This is a genomic window from Paenibacillus vandeheii (assembly GCF_030433635.1).
Classification (GTDB): domain Bacteria; phylum Bacillota; class Bacilli; order Paenibacillales; family Paenibacillaceae; genus Paenibacillus; species Paenibacillus vandeheii.
The window spans coordinates 439,341-454,484 of record NZ_JAROCD010000001.1; the positions used below are offsets into that span (position 1 = coordinate 439,341).

Sequence of the window (15,144 nt, forward strand, 5' to 3'; positions counted from 1 at the left end):
ATACAATAAAGTTTGGTGAGATGAAGGAGGAAGCATGACTAACTACAATCAACTCGCTATACAATGGGAATTTATTATCTCAAAAATTAAATCTTCCGTGACCGTAGTCGATGCTACCTTGCCTGATTTTCCGCTAATATATGTAAATGAATATTTTAATCAATTAACTGGATATTGTGCGGAAGAGTCGATTGGACAGAATTGTCGGTTCCTGCAAGGGCCGGATACGGACCCGGAAACTGTACAGCACATTCGCGAAGCGTTGAAAAAGCAGCAGTCCATAAAGACAGAGATTTTGAATTATACCAAAGAGGGCAAGAAATTCTGGAATGAACTTAATATTGATCCCATCTTTAATGAAGCAGGGGAGTGCCTGTTTTTTGTAGGGATTCAATATGATATATCAGAACGGAAATATGCCGAGCAGCAGCTGCGGATGGCTGCTTCGATGACAGAAATGAACAGTCGGGGACAATTGGAGTTCATTGGGAAGCTGAACCATGAACTTCGCACGCCGCTGAACGGGATTATGGGCATGATTGAACTTGTCAGCATGGGTGAAAACAGTGAGGAGCAGAAGGAGTACCTGGAGCTTGCGCGTCAGTCCGGGGAAGCTCTTCTGAATATTGTTAACAATAGTCTTGATATGGCCAAGCTGGGCAGAGGAAAAATGAGAGTGGAGCAAATCGAATTCCAGCCGTTGAAGCTGATTCAACAGATTATTAAAACGCATGAACCTGCCGCGCGGAATAAACAAATTCGCTTGCACTGTCAGGCGGATCTGACTATTCCTGACGTACTCACGGGTGATCCTCTGCGTCTCCGGCAAGTGCTGGATAACCTGCTCAGTAACGCCATTAAATTTACGGAACAAGGTGAAGTGCACATACAGATGGATGTACAGGAGCGGCGAGGGGATACCGTTATCCTAGTATTCAATGTACATGACACGGGAATTGGCATTCCGGAACATAAAATCAATCAATTGTTCGAAGCCTTCACGCAGGCGGACGTCTCTCATGCACGCAAATTTGGCGGGAGTGGACTTGGACTCACCATCTGCAAAGAGCTGCTCGAGTTGATGAGTGGTCAAATTTCGGTGGAAAGTATCGAGGGAAAAGGGACGAAGTTTGAGGTTACCGTACCCTTACTTCGACAACGGGCGATTCCTAACGTGGGATAGTCTGTGCAGAACAGCCGGGAGATACCGGCTGTTTTTTTGTGCTTATATATTGTTTAGCGAACTGGCGTTCTGGTATAATGCAAGTGTTGAATGGGGGAGAAGCAGCATGAGTAAAAGGCGCAGAAGGAGAAAGAACAAGGGCATGCAACGATTTAAAAAGCAGATATTGACGTTAGTGGCAATGTTAATCGTCGCCCTGTATGCATGGGTTGGGGGAGAATGGCCACTGGATATACCGTCCCAATTCGGGGGAAGCGACCGGAGTGTGGATCATACCATCACATTCCCTGCCGAGCGTTATCCCGAAACGGCCAATCATATCAAGACGGCGATCAAGGCAGGTCATTCGGATGTTTGCACCATTGATCGCGGTGGGGCTGAGGGTAATCGGGATTTGTCCCTCAAAGGTGTTCCAGTCAAAAAGGGGAAAGATCGGGATGAATGGCCCATGGCGATGTGTGCGGAAGGCGGAGCAGATGCGGATATCCAATATATTAGTCCCAAAGATAATCGTGGTGCAGGGTCATGGGTGGGAAACCAACTAAGTACATATCCGGATGGAACACGAGTAAAGTTTGTGGTGAAATAAACGTCAGACGATGAATAAGAAAGTAATTGTTACAGAAATGCCCTGGCTTTGAAAAAGTGAGGCATAAAATGTAGGACAAAAATAAAACCAGACGTCTAGGCGTCTGGTTTTATGGTATGAAGAGCGAAATAAACACGTCTTGTTCACGTATAAATACATGAAGTGCTTATTCCTTGTTTACAGATCAGCCGTAGATAACTGCATTCCACTTAAATGATGAGAGCGGATGCTTAACAACCGTGTGACTTGCTCTACTTCGTCGAATGGAATCCACAGGCTTCCGTGGACTGTCCGTAAGGACAGAATGGACTCGTCGGCTGTACGCTCTGGAAATCCAGTTACCGTTTGACCGCTTGTATTACGGACGATGATCTGTTGTTTGCGCCGAATGGCAATTTCTACCTCTTTTTTCATATGTCATTGCTCCTGGTTATGGAATAGTAATTCGATATGTCAATAATTTCAATGGTTAATTTGTCTTCATTATCTAGTCTATCAGAACTAGGTATAGATTTCCAGATCAGAAATTATATTTTACATAGGTGAAAGGACTTATTTTATTCTATCCGTTTTTGAAGAAGCAACCAGGGTTATATAAGGGTAAAAGGAGGGGCACGGAAATGACACAATTGCTGATTGGACTTGTACGCACAGAGAATGAAGCCATTATGATGCTGAATAAACTGAAAGAGGAAGGCATAGCAGATAAATATTTGGGGGCGGTAGCCAAGGAACAGGTCAATTTAGAAGTGGTAAGTGAGAAGACGGGTTTACCTATGCCTCTGAAGGGTGCAGGAACTGATGGCGCTTTAGGGGTATTCAAAGGGGTACTCGCTGGTCTGGGCAAACGGATGGATCAGACGATGTCCATTGGGAAAGCTGTACGCAAACTTGCAGGCAACGAGATCGGAAGTGAGACGGATGATCTGGTGCTTACCCTGACAGAAGCAGGGGTCTCGGAAGAAGATGCTAATTACTATGAAGATTGGCTGTTGCAGGGGCATATCCTGGTAATTGTAGAATGCAGTGAGGAAGAGGCCGACCGAATTGCCCCTATTCTTCTTTTTTAGTTTAATTTAAGCCTGATTTTAGGTTTCTTTAATGTTGGGGAGGTATTCTTATTTTACACCTCCCTTAATATAGATGGTTTATAGAAAGTTCGGGACCGCAACTCGAACTTTCTAGGCACTGCTCGCTAACGCTGGCAGTGCCTGTTTCATTTTTTTTAGATTATTTGTTGTTAAGGTGTTGCAATGTTATAAATTTCATGGTAAGATATTTCTTGTCGCCTGAAGTGATGAAGCAATACATACATATGCCGGGGTGGCGGAATTGGCAGACGCACAGGACTTAAAATCCTGCGGTAGGTGACTACCGTACCGGTTCGATCCCGGTCCTCGGCATTACAGTGAAAACCTTGAGAAATCAAGGTTTTTTTACTTATTACCCTTGAATAAAGCTTTCGTCAAAAGCTAAAGGTTCTGTATGTCTGGGAATCACTTTCCAACACACAGAACCCTGACGATCATACTCCTTTTCAGTGCTTGTCTAACCACAAGTTCTGAAGAGGAGTTTTTATTAAAGGAAATAAACGAACGATAGTTAAATTTACCTAATCACTAGAGTTTATCAATTACTTTTGTTAGCTTTTGAAGTGCGGATAAAAAGTTTGTTAATTCTTCGTGTGTTAAACTCGCATAATATTTTTCGGAAATCTGCTGCATGAATTTTTCAATTTCTTTTTTGTAAAGCAGCCCTTTTTCGCCTAATTCAACTGAAAATGTACGCTTATCTTCAGGATGTTGTTTTCTATAAATATAATCTTCCATTTCAAGTTTTACCAACTGTTGGCTGATGGCACTTTTGGTAATATTCAATTTTTCTGCTAACTCTGTAGGAGTGGATGATGGATGCCGAATAATTATTGTTAATAACGTATATTGCTGATTATTTAATTGAAAATTCGTATAAGCTCTTTCTTTTGTTTCAAGTAACAGCCATAGTTCTTCAAGTGTTTGATTAATTTCCTCAGGCAGGTTTTCATTTTTCATCTTTTTGTTTATCACCTTTTCTTCTCCAATTTTTGGGGTTAAGCTTACTTTTATATTTGGTCACCACTTCTTTGCCAACAAAGGCAGCACCTATCAGAAAAAAGATTTCTCCCACTACTATACATGCTGTAATAACAGTGGTCTTTATGTGAATTGGGAATGGGGTAAAGGGCACAATAGCTGCAAATGCCCATAGTATAGGATAAAGGATTAAAAGTGCTATTCCAAGTTTAAAAAGGAATGGTTTCTTTTTCTTATCTCCGTTTGAAACGTTCTCTTTTTTCAATGTAAAGCCTCCATTAATTTAATTTAGTTAACTTAACTAAATTGTATATCGAAGCCTTGTTGATTACAAGACTTTAAAATACATTCAATTTGATCATCCTAATAAGCTAGTCGCATGAAGAGATGTATGCCAAAACATAAAAAGGTCCTGTGTGATTTTCCCAATCACACAGGATCTTTTTTTGATACAGCATCCAAATATATCGTAACCCATTTCTCTTAACGGAGAGAGTGTTTAATTGTTCCTCATCAGTGTAAAAGCCACCGGCAGAATCATAGTCAATCCCGCCAGTATGGCTGTACCTGCTGCGCCCCTGTAGTTCTTTTGTTTCCAGAGTCTTGGAGCCAGACTTCCAATATAGAGGCTTGCCCACAAGGAAATCACGCCTAATATAGAGAGTTTTACAATTACAACCGTCATTTTGTTATTTCATCTCCTTCAACGGCAGGACTGACCTGATCTCCATGCCTTTTCATGTGAAAACGAATATTCAAATGGTATTTCGTTTCTTTGATATGTTCTCGCCATTTATAAGCGTACCACTCCTGAAGTGTGGGGAAAGTCGCCCGGAGGCGGTTTCCAATATGGATACAATCCACATTCCATTTATAGAGTGTTTTATTTAGAAGTTCCGAAGCCATGGATGTCAGTTGTTCCTGAACCGAATCTTCTAACAGCTTAATATTTTGGGGCAACGTGTAGTCTACCTTGGACATGGAGCCTATCAACTCCCCAACCATATGGGGAGACAGGGAGATGTTGATTTGGTCATCTTTCCGTGTCAAAGTAAGCGGGTTTTTTTTCAGCGCATCCATACTGATCGTCAGATTGTATTTCGGATCAACTGGATCATGAAATTCCATAACGGTTTCCTCGAACTCCCCACGCAGAATATTGAGCGTTTTGGTCTCCAGCCCAGTAAGATAACCGGCCAGCTTTTGCCCCTTATATACTGCACTTCCAAAAAAATCAATGGGGGATTCTCCTTTTCTGGGAAGATCACCGGCATAGGTATTACTCGTGATTGGAGGCTCTCCTTTGGAGTTCGATGAAGACGACTCTTCCTTGTCCCACTTCAGGGTACCTTTCTCTACATCAGGACGTTCCGCTGATAGGATTGTTGTGCCTCCAGTTCCGGGTTGTTCAACATCCAGGACAAAATCGTGGAAGCGGGAACGCTTGGGCGTGATGGCTCCTGTATTATGGGGGTCCATCTCAAGCTCAAACCACAGATCAATATCATCCTCCATTATAGGTTTAATATTCTGGATGTAGGTATCGGCCCGACCTTTTGTTGTAATGACATTGACTGTCCGCCTGAATTCTGAATTACGCACAACCTCACCAAGGATGGGCATAACGCCCTGACGGGCAACGCCGTCTCCCAGGATGAATGCCTTGGAATGGATGAGGGTCAGCCTTCGGGCTACATAGCTTTGACTTGTTAACATTGCGGAAGACAGGCTTGAACCCTCTTGAGAAAAAACATTGACGATATTTTTGGATTCAGATTTGCTTTCGCTGCTTGAGCTGCTGCTTGACTTCGGCATGGCGACGGCAAAAGTATAGATATAATCGTTCCTTGGACCGGTATCGACGCCTACAGCCATAATGAATGCCATGTTTTCCGGGTCCAGTCGGTCCCAACACCCCGTCAGCAGCGGAAAAATTAAGATAAGGAGGAGGGAGCACTTGCAGATGGACTGCAATCGTGTCATGTTGGGCGCCTCCTCATTTTCATTTTAATTATGCCGACCAACCATGTAATCATAGGCAGGCCTATAGAGATGATTGACCCGTAAGTGCGCAGAAACTTTCCGTCCCAGGCGACGGCTCTCATTTCACTGGTAGGTAGTAAGGCAAAGGCATACACCAGGAGAGACAGCGGGAAAATAAGCGGCTTGACCTTCGTCAACTTCAAAACCTGGGATAATGTCGCAGCAGCACAATATAATCCGATGGCGAGCTTGATCACGGCGCTAATTAGCCATGCAATAAGGAACAGACTCTCCAGACGCTGAATCCATCGCCCAAAAATAATTAAACGGCTCACTTCAAACATTGGAACATTAAGCCTGATCGCTGTGGGATATGGGAAAACAAACAGATATACAATGGTGGTGCCGAATAGCATGATTGAAGAAATCAAAATGCACCACCACGCGGCCTGTCCCCATTCCTGTTTTTTGCGCAATCGGGGCAGAAGGAATCCAAAGACAAGCATTTCCGAAAATAATGAACTTTTGATAATCCCGAATTTGAACACCTCTGCTCGTCCCGTTCCCCAGAAGGGAGATAGCGCATTGACTTCCGAATGGGTCATTAATCCGCCCATGAGTACAATAACTACACCACCTACAATCAGTAAGATGGCGATCCAGCATAAGCGTCCAATCGCCTCAATGCCTGAATGGGCCATAAAGGCAATCGAGATTAGCAGCGAGACTTGAATAATGTTAATCGGTGTCCGTGGCAAAATATCGGAAGTGAGCAGTTCCGAAAATTCACGCAGAACCAGGAAGGTAATCATGAAAAAGAAGCAGAAATAGATGATATTCAGTAACGTACCGATCAGCGAGCCCCAGATTTCTTCCGTCGCTTCGATCAGCGTAGAGCCCTCAGTAGCATTTTGCAGCACCCCCCGGATTGCCCACCATGTCAGCGGACAGAGAGCAGCCCCAATCAGAACAATGATCCATGCCGCAGTCCCCCCGAGTTCGGCAAGTGATCTTTGAAATGGCAAAAAGATTTTGGTGATGATGAAAATGATCCCGATGGATGCCGCTTCATACACACCAATATAATTTTTTTTCACGAAGGACCTCCTTCTTCTCCGGAAGGAGAGGGTGGAGTTATAGCCTCTGGTTCTCCCATCTTGTTTTTCTTTTGAGGGCGCAGTGAAGCAGGTCTGCGAGTCTGGTGATGCCATGGATTACGGAGCAGGGAGTTATCACCCGGATGCTTAGGTGTAATTGGAGACAAGCTGGGTACTCCGAATCGGTTGGTGGCAATCCAGTCAGTCCATAGAATCATCGACAGCAACAGAATGCCAATCAACCCCATAAACGAAGCACAGGCCAAATAAACAAACCTGAGGATTCGGGTTGCGAATTGCATGTTATAGTTGGGAATGGTGTAGGAGGCAAGTGCCGTCGCCGCCGTGATAATAACCATGATTGGACTTACAATGTTGGCCTGAACAGCAGCTTGTCCCAAAATCAACGCTCCGACAATGCCTATGGTCGGACCGATCACACTTGGAATACGTACACCTGCTTCCCGAATCAGCTCGAACATCGCTTCCAGAAGGAAGGCTTCGGCGGCGACGGGCAGCGGAATGGATTCCCGTGTACTTGCAATTGCGAGCACAAGTGTAGTTGGTATCATCTCCTGATGGAAATTCGCAATAGCAACAAATAATGCGGGCAAATACAACGAAAGGAAAAACCCAACCACCCGGATTATCCGAAGAAAAGAGCTGTATTGCCAGCGAAGATTGCTGTCTTCGGCCGTTTGCAGAAACAAGGGGAACTGACTAGGCACAATGAGTGCAAAAGGAGAGTTATCCACCAGAATGCATACATAGCCATCCACAATTTGACTGGTAGCACGGTCCGGTCTTTCTGTACTTAACATCCCGGGATAGATGGAATTGGGTCTGTCCTCAATCCATTGCTCCAACATCCCGCTGTCGCCGATGTAATCCATTTTAACGTTAGCGATACGTCTGCGTACTTCATTGACAAGGGATGGATTGGCGATAGATTGCAGATAAACGATCGAAATGGAGGTGCGGGAGATCGTACCGACCACACCCGATTCAACCATCAGATCGGGCGTTTGCAGACGTCTTTTGATTAAGGACAGATTGGTTTGTATATTTTCCGTGAATCCAACCTGGGAACCGAGGATTACATTTTCCGTTTTGGGATTCTCCAGGCTTCGTTCATTTCCGTCTTTAACGTCCACGATTACCGCTTCATCTAGTCCGTTTACCATGACGATAGCTGAACCCTTTAGAATGTCTTGCACGATATGTTCAAGAGAAGAGGTCGCATTCTGTTTGCAGTTCGTCAAAATTTCGTTCTCCAGCGTTTCGATCTTCATTGGCTGGTCCATAGATAGATTCGCTCTCAACAAAGGATGAATAACGGTCTCATAGAGCAACCGTGCATCCACCTGACTTTCCATAAAGATGACCATACCCTCAGTGTCCGGAGAGCCAATCGCAACAGGGTGGAAAATTAAACCACTGCTCTGAGGATAAGAAAACTGTTTGCTCAGCCAATCTATATTCTCTTTCATAACCAAAGACAGCGAAGGAGCTTTTTTATCACTACTCCATGGTTGGGCCTGAGGCATTTCTACGTGCTCATCCTGCGATGAGGGCTGACTCGGTTCTCCTTTGTTTTCAGTATTCCAGTGTCCAAGGGAGAAGGTTTGATCAGAGTTGGGGCCCTCCGACAAATCAGCGATCACGTATTTTTTGAATTTTTTCCAGCCACTCATCTGTCTCATCTCCTGGGAAAAGCGAGTCAGCGCTCGCAGTATGATTATATATTGGTAATTGTAGTGTCTCTTCCCAATTTCATATTTATGCGGCGTTGAGGGTTAGAATTTGTATCTCACGTCTGTTGAAAGGGCAAAAAAAGATTTTTCATTACAATGAAAATCTTTTTCGTGTCAGCGATTATTTTATGGTGGGGTTCATAATACATATCAGAAGACGCCTATGGCTGCCCGTTAGGAAGACATGCAACGATGGTGTATAATATCCATAGGCATAAATTACCTTTATCTCTGAACTTGAAGAACTTAAGGTTGCATATCAAAATAAACAATTTTATGGACGGAGGACTCGACCCATGTTGAAACAGCTTAAGCCCTATAAGGTGCTGCAGGAACGCAGAATCGAAGAGTTGAAATCAGATGCGTATCTCCTGGAACATCAGAAATCCGGTGCCAAAATTGTACTCTTATCTAATCAGGATGATAATAAAGTGTTCAGTATCGGTTTCCGTACTCCTCCAGAAGACAATACAGGTGTAGCTCACATTCTGGAACATTCCGTACTTTGTGGTTCCAAGAAATTTCCGGCCAAGGATTCCTTTGTTGAATTGCTGAAGGGTTCACTTAATACATTTCTGAATGCGATGACCTATCCCGATAAAACGATCTATCCGATTGCAAGCCGGAATGATCATGATTTCCATAACCTGATGGATATTTATCTGGATGCGGTACTGCACACCAATATTTATGATAATGAAAAAATATTTCTACAGGAGGGTTGGAATTACAACCTGACCTCAGCTGAAGATGAGTTAACCTATAACGGTGTTGTATATAACGAAATGAAGGGTGCATTTTCTTCACCGGAACGGATTGTACGCAGAGAAGTTCTGAATTCACTGTTCCCGGATACCACGTATTCCTGTGAATCAGGCGGATTTCCCGATGCCATTCCCGATCTGACGTATCAAGGATTGCTGGATTTCCACTCCAGATATTATCATCCGTCCAACAGCTTCATTTATTTATACGGGGATATGGATATGGAAGAGAAGTTGCAGTGGCTGGATGAGAACTATCTGAGCGAATATGATCGAATCGAGATTGATTCTGCCATTCAGCTCCAGCCTGCATTCGGAGAAAGAGTGGATGCCGTCAAGACATATTCTGCCGGAAGTACCGAATCGGAAGTGGACAACAGCTTTTTGACCTATAATGCGGTCATTGGAACAAGTCTGGACAAGGAATTGAATATCTCTTTTCAGATTTTGCTGTACGCACTGCTTAACGCTCCGGGAGCGGTTCTGAAGCAGGCTCTGCTGGATAAGGGCATTGCGAAGGATGTATATGGCACGTATGATGACAGCTTGTATCAGCCTGTGTTCACCGTTGGATTGAAGAAGAGCAATCTGGCGAGCAAAGAAGATTTTCTGGGGACTGTAAAAGAGGTGCTTGAACGTGTTGTGAAGGATGGCTTCGATCCAAAAGCGCTGCTCGCAGGCATTAATTCCTATGAGTTCAATCACCGGGAAGCGGATTATGGAAGAATGCCCAAAGGGCTAATCTACGGTTTCTCCTCATTGCAAAGCTGGCTGTATGATGTGGAAGCTCCATTTACTCATTTGGAAGCGAATGACGTATTTGCCGAGCTGAGAACGAAGATGAATGAGGGTTACTTCGAAAAGTTGATTGAGACGTATTTACTGCACAATACGCATACTTCTTTTGTCGCAGTCACGCCGGATAAAGGGTTGAACGCCCGTAAAGAGGAAGCACTGAAAGCACATCTGAAATCGGTTCAGGCAGGACTGAGTCAGGAAGAAATTCAGCAGCTCATTCAGAGAACCGAGGCTCTCGCCGAGTACCAGAATGCACCTTCAACCAAGGAGCAACAGCAGGTGATTCCGACGTTGTCGATAGAGGATATTGAACCAAAAGCTTCCACCCTGTATCAGACGGTAAACCAGGTTGAAGGGACAACCGTTCTGCATCACAACATCTATACCAATGGGATCGGTTATCTCCGCCTGTTGTTTGATATTAAGGAAGTCCCACGGCGTTTGCTGCCCTATGTTGGATTGTTGAAAAGTGTGCTGGGTTACGTCGACACTCAAAATTACTCGTTTAATGAATTGTCGAATGAAATTCACATTCATTCCGGGGGCATTCATAGTGGCATTGGTACGTATGCAAACGCGCATGATCACCATGATTTCAAGGCTACCTATGAATTCAACGCCAAAGTGCTGTATGACAAGCTTGGATTTGCTTTTGACATGATCAAAGAAATTGTGTTTACATCCAAATTTGATGATTCGAAGCGTTTATACGAAATTATCGCCCAATTGAAGGGCAACCTGCAGCGCAATCTGATCAGCGGAGGGCACTCAGCGGGAATTGGCCGCTCTACCTCTAAACACTCGGCTGTTGCCAACTTCAGGGAAGCCGTTAGCGGCATCGCCTTTTACCAGTGGCTGGAGGATCTTCAGGCGAACTTTGAGGCAAGAAAAGAAGAGCTGTCGACCAGCCTTCAATCGCTGACAGGCTTTATTTTCAGACCGGAAAACTTGCTGGTGAGTTACACTGCGGATGATCAGGGATATGCGGGCTTGGAGGAGCAGGTGTCTGATTTAAAAGCGAAGCTGTTCACCCAAGACGTTGCGAAGGAAAAAGCAGCATTTACACCTGTGCAGCACAAAGAAGGATTCAGATCACCATCTGAAGTCCAATACGTCGTTCAAACAGGCAATTTTATCGATAAAGGGTATGCATACACTGGCTCGCTTCGTGTCTTGCAGGGGATTCTATCGCTGGATTACTTGTGGAACAATATCAGGGCCAAAGGCGGAGCATATGGCTGCATGTCAGGCTTCAGACGTAATGGAGACAGCTATGTAGCATCGTATCGCGACCCGAATCTCGAAAAAACATATAAGATTTATGAAGAGATGCCGCAATACTTGAAGGATTTCAAAGCAGATACGCGGGAAATGACGAGATATATCATTGGTGCCATTCAGGATCTCGATACGCCGAGAACACCTCATGGCGAAGGGTCATTCTCCCTGGAGTGTTATCTGTCCAATGTTACCGAGGCCGATCTCCAGAAAGAACGGGATGAAGTGCTGAGCACAACGGAAAGTGATATTATCGGTTTTGCTGAACTGATATCCTCCATATTGGAACAGCAGCAACGCTGTGTTATCGGTAATGAAAACAAGATTGAGGACCAAAAGCAATTATTTGACGAAACGCTGGATTTGATCAAAAACTAATGCTTGAGTTGAAGGTTGCAACAAGGCTGAAGGCTTGGAAGGAATGCATAAACAAATGATTCAAAAGGGCGCTTTTATGAGCTGTAATAGCTTATAACTGCCGCCCTTTACTTGTTGCAGGGGTTCTTTCTCTAATGCAATCGGAGCAAGTTTATGTTAAAGGTTTAAGTGACGGCGAGCATATTATAGATCTTTAACGTACGCAGGTCTTCTTTGGAAATTTTCAGTTCGTTATATAACTCCTGATTCTCAGGCAAGGGTGTTCGAGAGAATAACATTTTCAAGGCGATGGGCATAAAGGGACGGAAGGAGACACCTGCCATTAACCCCCACTTTTTCTCGGATTCCTGAAAAGACGCCAGAATGTTAATGTACAGCTTTTCCAGCGGTGTGGCCTGATTTTTCAAAATCAGCGTGGTGAGTGTGTCGTAATGCTCGGTGTGACCCCAATACATATTTTCGCATTCCTGATAATTCTCAAAATTCTTCACATTCATATACATTACGGTTCGATAACAATTGGCATCTGACTGTGCCATCATGTCAATGACACAACGGATGAGGCTATTGTTGCGCCCGTCATAAAAGTAGGAATAAAAGCGTGTAGAATTTTTGAAAAAGCTGGACGGTACCGTATTCATAAGCGGAGAGGCTTGCTTAGGTTCAATATACAGCAGTTGCTCTACTTGAATGTTCAATGAATCAGCAATTTGATGCAGCGTGACTACATCAAGTGTTATATCGCCGCTCTCATATTTGGACAGGGTCGCTTTGCTTTTGTGAATCTGATCCGCCAACTGCTGGACTGTCAACCCTTTCCATTTGCGAAAATTACGGATTTTCTTGCCCACTTCTTTGTTGATGATGTTCATATCCGGATCTCCTTCTGCTAAGTTTCTTAAGAATATGTGAAAAGGTGAAACCCGTTGGGAAAATCAATCTCTACGAAGAATATAACACTTTTATCGTGAAAAAACCTATTCTGAAGAAACATTTAGATATATTTGTTTCTTTTGAATAGATTGTATTACGTTTGATGTAGCTTCCGTGCCATGAAATAATACATCTAACAGAAACTCATTCCAGGATGGATAACAGAGAGAAAGAGGCGCAGAAGGCTATGAAGTATGATTTTGATGAGATAATTGATCGCACAGGAACTAATGCCATGAATACGGATGGTTTCCGTCAATATATTTTTAACGCAACAGAAGATATGAAATTTCCTTTCAAGGATGAAGAATTTATACGGATGTGGATCGCAGATATGGAGTTTGCCACACCTCCCGAAATACGGGAAGCAGTCAAGGAGCGCCTGGACCGAAAAATTATGGGGTACTCCCAGGTGTTCGATCCCGCATACTACGAAGCTGTCTCCAACTGGATGAACAGATACTACGACTGGTCTTTTCCCAAAGAGCATCTGGAGACATCGCATGGCATCATACCTGCTCTATATGAATTAGTTGAATATATTTGCAAACCGAATGAGAAGGTGCTGATTGTGACGCCATCCTATGGTTTTTTCAAATCGGCTGCGGAGCATAATCATCTTGAGCTGGTTTGCTCAGATTTGATCAATGAGCAGGGACATTATTCGATAGACTTTGCAGATTTTGAAGCCAAAGCTAGCGATGAACAAGTCACGTTGTGTATTTTCTGCAATCCGCATAATCCGTCTGGACGGGTATGGACAACAGAAGAGTTACAGCGTGTGGGCGAGATTTGTCTCAAGTATAACGTGTGGGTGATCTCGGATGAAATTCACTGTGATTTGCTGCGTACAGGAAGGAAGCATACACCTCTTGCCAAGCTGTTCCCAGATACGGATCGAATCGTTACCTGTATGTCTCCAAGCAAAACCTTCAACATGGCGGGTCTGATGTTTTCCAACGTGATTATTGCAAATGAAGGACTCCGAACGATCTGGCAAACCCGGCATTATGGATTTAAAAATCCGCTTAGCATTGCTGCAACTCAAGCCGCTTACGAACATGGCGACGAATGGCTGAAGCAGTTGAAAACGTATCTCGATGACAATTTTGCCTTTGTGGATCAATATGTGAAACGTGATCTGCCGCAGGCGGTCTTTCATATTCCGGAAGCTACGTATCTGGCATGGATTGATATCAGGGCATACGTCCCCAAAGATGTAAATCTGCCTTTATTTTTCGCTGAACAAGCAGGGGTATTACTTGAAGATGGTCATATGTTTGTAGCTAACGGAGGTGGGTGTATCCGCCTAAACCTGGCCTGCCCGCGTTCGGTTCTTGAAGAGGGGCTCAGAAGAATAAGCACCGTATTGGTTAATAAAAGTGAGAGCGAACCCGTTCAGGTCTGATTGTAATTATCTGTAGACAGCAATAGCCATCCCATGGTTAGTCTGGAGCAATGATTTGTTATACAAGTTATACAGGCATCCCTAACCCTAATGTACACTTCTGGTCTGCCGTCCCCGGTTATGTTAAAATGGTGGATAGTCTATGAGTCGTAGAATACGGCTCTCGCAGGTGGCAGTTCGTTATGTGGACTGCACGGATATGTATTTATGAGGGAAAGGAGCCTTTACATATGTTTGGAAATGATTGGGACACTGTGCTTCAGGAAGAGACTGAAGCCGAGTATTTCAACAACATTCGTTATGCACTCGCCGCCGAGTATAAAACACAGACCATCTTTCCACCCAAGGAAGATTTGTTCTCGGCTCTAAAACTGACCCCGTATCATAAGGTCAAGGCTGTTATTATCGGTCAGGACCCTTATCATGGAGCGGGTCAGGCACAAGGATTAAGTTTTTCGGTCAGACCCGGGGTACGTATTCCTCCTTCTTTGAAAAATATATATAAGGAGCTCCACGCGGATCTGGGCCTGCCGATCCCTAAGCACGGATCGCTGGTTCATTGGGCTGAGCAGGGGGTGCTGTTGCTTAATGCCGTTCTGACGGTACGGGAAGGGCAGCCGAACTCCCATCAGGGACTGGGTTGGCAGACGTTTACAGACGCTGTCATTCGGGCATTGAATGAACGTTCAGAACCGATGGTATTTATGCTGTGGGGCAGTCATGCCCAGAAGAAAGGGGCATTCATTAACCGGGATAAACACCTGGTGTTGGAGTCTACACATCCAAGTCCGCTTGCAGCGCATCGTGGCTTTCTGGGTAGTCGTCCTTTTTCCAAAGCCAATGAATTCTTGACCTCCAAAGGTATTGAACCGATCGATTGGACGATACCGGATAACTAGACAAACAG

At 44.3% G+C, this 15,144-nt stretch carries 14 protein-coding genes and 1 tRNA gene; 7 read left to right on the forward strand and 8 right to left on the reverse strand.

Translation table 11 applies throughout. From position 1 onward, the window contains the following. Positions 1–34: 34 nt before the first annotated feature. Both P5G61_RS01935 and P5G61_RS01940 read left to right on the forward strand, forming a co-directional pair. On the forward strand, positions 35–1,183 hold the full coding sequence (locus P5G61_RS01935) for a sensor histidine kinase (RefSeq protein WP_301243891.1): 1,149 nt from the start codon (positions 35–37) through the stop codon (positions 1,181–1,183). A gap of 142 nt (positions 1,184–1,325) precedes the next feature. Continuing rightward, complete coding sequence (locus P5G61_RS01940; RefSeq protein ID WP_301243893.1) at positions 1,326–1,772, forward strand: NucA/NucB deoxyribonuclease domain-containing protein; 447 nt, start codon at positions 1,326–1,328, stop codon at positions 1,770–1,772. Between the two features lie 177 nt (positions 1,773–1,949). On the opposite strand, the gene P5G61_RS01945 is transcribed toward P5G61_RS01940, so the two are convergent. Further along, positions 1,950–2,186: a hypothetical protein gene (locus P5G61_RS01945; protein WP_024631203.1), complete on the reverse strand. Its 237-nt coding sequence runs from the start codon at positions 2,184–2,186 to the stop codon at positions 1,950–1,952. Between the two features lie 206 nt (positions 2,187–2,392). On the opposite strand from P5G61_RS01945, the gene P5G61_RS01950 reads away from it, so the two are divergent. Beyond that, a complete protein-coding gene (locus P5G61_RS01950) occupies positions 2,393–2,842 on the forward strand; it encodes a general stress protein (protein WP_301243896.1) in 450 nt (149 codons plus the stop codon). Between the two features lie 247 nt (positions 2,843–3,089). Then, positions 3,090–3,175: transfer RNA gene (locus tag P5G61_RS01955), tRNA-Leu, on the forward strand. A 216-nt stretch (positions 3,176–3,391) separates the two neighbouring features. Here P5G61_RS01955 and P5G61_RS01960 read toward each other — a convergent pair. The 6 genes from P5G61_RS01960 to P5G61_RS01985 all read right to left on the reverse strand — a co-directional run bounded on the left by P5G61_RS01960 (position 3,392) and on the right by P5G61_RS01985 (position 8,618). Then, complete coding sequence (locus tag P5G61_RS01960; protein ID WP_301243898.1) at positions 3,392–3,823, reverse strand: MarR family winged helix-turn-helix transcriptional regulator; 432 nt, start codon at positions 3,821–3,823, stop codon at positions 3,392–3,394. Then, positions 3,813–4,109 (reverse strand): transporter suffix domain-containing protein, encoded by a 297-nt coding sequence (locus P5G61_RS01965; protein WP_301243900.1) that lies wholly within the window; start codon positions 4,107–4,109, stop codon positions 3,813–3,815. Before P5G61_RS01965 ends, P5G61_RS01960 begins: the two co-directional genes overlap by 11 nt. Positions 4,110–4,343: 234 nt before the next feature. After that, positions 4,344–4,529 (reverse strand): hypothetical protein, encoded by a 186-nt coding sequence (locus P5G61_RS01970; protein ID WP_301243902.1) that lies wholly within the window; start codon positions 4,527–4,529, stop codon positions 4,344–4,346. Continuing rightward, the gene (locus tag P5G61_RS01975) at positions 4,526–5,827 is read right to left on the reverse strand and encodes a Ger(x)C family spore germination protein (protein WP_301243904.1); all 1,302 of its coding nucleotides are present in this window, start codon (positions 5,825–5,827) and stop codon (positions 4,526–4,528) included. The genes P5G61_RS01970 and P5G61_RS01975 overlap by 4 nt, the downstream gene beginning before the upstream one ends. Beyond that, positions 5,824–6,924 carry a GerAB/ArcD/ProY family transporter gene (locus P5G61_RS01980; protein ID WP_301243906.1) on the reverse strand — a complete coding sequence of 367 codons (1,101 nt, stop codon included), beginning with the start codon at positions 6,922–6,924 and terminating at the stop codon, positions 5,824–5,826. The genes P5G61_RS01975 and P5G61_RS01980 overlap by 4 nt, the downstream gene beginning before the upstream one ends. Further along, the gene (locus P5G61_RS01985; protein WP_301243908.1) at positions 6,921–8,618 is read right to left on the reverse strand and encodes a spore germination protein; all 1,698 of its coding nucleotides are present in this window, start codon (positions 8,616–8,618) and stop codon (positions 6,921–6,923) included. Before P5G61_RS01985 ends, P5G61_RS01980 begins: the two co-directional genes overlap by 4 nt. A 356-nt stretch (positions 8,619–8,974) precedes the next feature. On the opposite strand from P5G61_RS01985, the gene P5G61_RS01990 reads away from it, so the two are divergent. Continuing rightward, positions 8,975–11,896: an insulinase family protein gene (locus P5G61_RS01990; protein ID WP_301243910.1), complete on the forward strand. Its 2,922-nt coding sequence runs from the start codon at positions 8,975–8,977 to the stop codon at positions 11,894–11,896. Positions 11,897–12,060: 164 nt separating this feature from the next. Here P5G61_RS01990 and P5G61_RS01995 read toward each other — a convergent pair whose 3' ends face one another. After that, positions 12,061–12,768, reverse strand: coding sequence for a helix-turn-helix domain-containing protein (locus tag P5G61_RS01995; RefSeq protein WP_301243912.1), 708 nt, complete (start codon positions 12,766–12,768; stop codon positions 12,061–12,063). A gap of 248 nt (positions 12,769–13,016) precedes the next feature. On the opposite strand from P5G61_RS01995, the gene P5G61_RS02000 reads away from it, so the two are divergent. Next, positions 13,017–14,237 (forward strand): MalY/PatB family protein, encoded by a 1,221-nt coding sequence (locus P5G61_RS02000; protein WP_301243914.1) that lies wholly within the window; start codon positions 13,017–13,019, stop codon positions 14,235–14,237. A 230-nt stretch (positions 14,238–14,467) separates the two neighbouring features. Then, on the forward strand, positions 14,468–15,136 hold the full coding sequence (gene ung, locus P5G61_RS02005; protein WP_301243916.1) for a uracil-DNA glycosylase: 669 nt from the start codon (positions 14,468–14,470) through the stop codon (positions 15,134–15,136). Positions 15,137–15,144 lie beyond the last annotated feature (8 nt).

What these genes read in the sequence shown, in the direction of transcription:
- P5G61_RS01935 (WP_301243891.1), top strand. Translation starts at nt 35, where the DNA reads ATGACTAACTACAATCAACTCGCTATACAATGGGAATTTATTATCTCA.
- P5G61_RS01940 (WP_301243893.1), top strand. Translation starts at nt 1,326, where the DNA reads ATGCAACGATTTAAAAAGCAGATATTGACGTTAGTGGCAATGTTAATC.
- P5G61_RS01945 (WP_024631203.1), bottom strand. Translation starts at nt 2,186, where the DNA reads ATGAAAAAAGAGGTAGAAATTGCCATTCGGCGCAAACAACAGATCATC.
- P5G61_RS01950 (WP_301243896.1), top strand. Translation starts at nt 2,393, where the DNA reads ATGACACAATTGCTGATTGGACTTGTACGCACAGAGAATGAAGCCATT.
- P5G61_RS01960 (WP_301243898.1), bottom strand. Translation starts at nt 3,823, where the DNA reads ATGAAAAATGAAAACCTGCCTGAGGAAATTAATCAAACACTTGAAGAA.
- P5G61_RS01970 (WP_301243902.1), bottom strand. Translation starts at nt 4,529, where the DNA reads ATGACGGTTGTAATTGTAAAACTCTCTATATTAGGCGTGATTTCCTTG.
- P5G61_RS01975 (WP_301243904.1), bottom strand. Translation starts at nt 5,827, where the DNA reads ATGACACGATTGCAGTCCATCTGCAAGTGCTCCCTCCTCCTTATCTTA.
- P5G61_RS01985 (WP_301243908.1), bottom strand. Translation starts at nt 8,618, where the DNA reads ATGAGTGGCTGGAAAAAATTCAAAAAATACGTGATCGCTGATTTGTCG.
- P5G61_RS01990 (WP_301243910.1), top strand. Translation starts at nt 8,975, where the DNA reads ATGTTGAAACAGCTTAAGCCCTATAAGGTGCTGCAGGAACGCAGAATC.
- P5G61_RS01995 (WP_301243912.1), bottom strand. Translation starts at nt 12,768, where the DNA reads ATGAACATCATCAACAAAGAAGTGGGCAAGAAAATCCGTAATTTTCGC.
- P5G61_RS02000 (WP_301243914.1), top strand. Translation starts at nt 13,017, where the DNA reads ATGAAGTATGATTTTGATGAGATAATTGATCGCACAGGAACTAATGCC.
- ung (WP_301243916.1), top strand. Translation starts at nt 14,468, where the DNA reads ATGTTTGGAAATGATTGGGACACTGTGCTTCAGGAAGAGACTGAAGCC.